The organism is Parablautia muri, from assembly GCF_009917485.1.
In the GTDB taxonomy this organism is placed as follows: Bacteria; Bacillota; Clostridia; order Lachnospirales; family Lachnospiraceae; genus Suilimivivens; species Suilimivivens muri.
Map to the genome: position 1 here is coordinate 1 of NZ_QZDT01000136.1, position 2194 is coordinate 2194.

The following is a 2194-nucleotide window of genomic DNA, read 5'->3' on the forward strand; positions in this document are numbered from 1 at the left end:
TCTTGGACTTCTTCGACTTACCGTTGATGGAATCTTTGGCGGCGGCCACCACTGCATCGGTGGTAATGCCGAATTTCTCGAACAGGGTCTGGTAATCGGCGGAGGCGCCAAAGTGTTCCAAGCTCACTGCACGACCCTGGGTGCCCAGAAAGCGATACCACGGCATTGCGATACCTGCTTCAACGGACACGCGTGCGGTCACTGCGGCTGGCAGAACGGACTCAATGTACTCGGCATCTTGCTCCTGAAACCAGTCCATGCACGGCACGGAAACCACACGTGCTGCCACGCCTTCTGCTTCCAAGGCTTTGGCGGCATTCACGGCCAGCTGAACTTCGCTGCCGGAGCCCATCAGGATAACGTCCGGGGTCTCTTTGGAGCCTTCCACCAACACATAGCCACCGCGGCGCACACCTTCTGCGGCTTTTTCCTTGGTACCCTCCAGCACTGGCACGTTCTGACGGGTCAGGGCCAGGCCCTTCGGACCTTCTTTGTACTCCAAGGCGGCTGCCCAGGCCTGTGCAGTTTCGTTTGCATCTGCCGGGCGCAAAACGGACAGACCCGGGATTGCGCGCAATGCTGCCAGGGTTTCCACTGGCTGATGGGTTGGACCATCCTCGCCCAGACCGATGGAATCGTGGGTCCACACATAGTAGGCATCGGTCTCCATCAGGGCGGCCAAACGCACGGCTGGACGCATGTAGTCGGAGAAGATCAGGAAGGTACCGCCGTATGGGCGGGTACCGCCGTGCAGGCTAATGCCGTTCAGGATGGAGCCCATGGCGTGTTCGCGAATGCCGAAATGCAGATTGCGACCGTACGGTTCGGCGGACCAAGTTTCGGTGCTGATGCTTTCTGGACCGAAGCTCGGGGAGCCCTTAATAACGGTGTTATTGCTACCTGCCAGATCGGCGCTACCGCCCCACAGCTCCGGCAGGGTTTTGCCCAGTGCTTGTAAGGCTGCTTCGCTGGCTTTGCGGGTGGCAACACCTTTTTCGTCTGCGTCCCAGGTCGGCAGTTCATCTGCATAGCCGGCCGGCAATTCGCGGGAGTTCAGGCGGTCGAACAGTGCTTTATTCTCCGGGTTGGCTGCGGCCCACTCGTCAAACTTAACCTGCCATGCGGCCTTCTTCTGTGCGGCACGTTCGGCCAGGGAACGGGTGTGGGCAATCACTTCATCATCGATGGCGAAGTGTGCTTCCGGATCAAAGCCCAGCTCGGTTTTGGTTGCTGCAACTTCTGCTGCGCCCAATGCTGCGCCGTGCACTGCACCGGTGTTCATCATGGTCGGGGCTGGGAAGCCAATGATGGTGCGAACGCGAATGAAGGTCGGGCGTTTGGTATCCTTCTTGGCCTCGGCCACGGCTGCTTCGATTGCGGCCACGTCTTCGCCGGCCTCCACTTCGATGGTCTGCCAGCCATATGCTTTGTAGCGTGCCACAACATCCTCGTTAAAGGCGATTTCGGTGTTATCCTCGATGGAGATGCGGTTGTCATCCCAGAACACGATCAGGTTACCCAGCTGCTGAGTACCGGCGATGGAGCTGGCTTCGGAGGTAACACCTTCCTGCAAGTCGCCATCGCTGGCGATCACGTAGATGTGGTGATCGAATGGGGACTCGCCCTCTGCGGCGGTTGGATCGAACAAGCCACGTTCGCGACGTGCGGCCATGGCCATGCCAACTGCGGATGCCAAACCCTGACCCAGCGGACCAGTGGTGATCTCAACGCCCTTGGTGTGGCGATACTCTGGGTGACCCGGAGTCAGGCTATCCCAGGTGCGCAGTGCCTTCAGATCATCCATTTCCAGGCCGAAGCCGCCCAGGTACAGCTGGATATACTGGGTCAGGGAGCTATGGCCACAGGACAGCACAAAGCGGTCGCGGCCTGCCCAATTGGTGTCCTGTGGATCAACGTTCATCACGCGTTGATACAGGGTGTAGGCCAGCGGTGCCAGGCTCATGGCAGTGCCTGGATGACCGGAGCCGCAGTTTTCCACTGCGTCTGCTGCCAGCACGCGAACGGTATCCACTGCTTTGGTGTCAACGTCGGACCAGTCGGACGGATAATTGCGCACAGTCAGTGCTTGCAGCTCTGGGCTCAAGGTCAGGGTGGTCATAAGCAACTCCTTTTCTAGAAGCGGCCGCGAATTCTGCATCCCAATACGCGTCAATTCACTGGCCGTCGTTTTCCC

Annotated in this window: 1 protein-coding gene; it reads right to left on the minus strand. The window is 59.2% G+C overall.

Annotation, left to right across the window (positions count from 1 at the left end):
- The coding region (gene tkt, locus D5281_RS24615) for a transketolase (protein ID WP_120485520.1) at positions 1-2119 on the minus strand (2119 nt) is incomplete at its 3' end.
- Positions 2120-2194 lie beyond the last annotated feature (75 nt).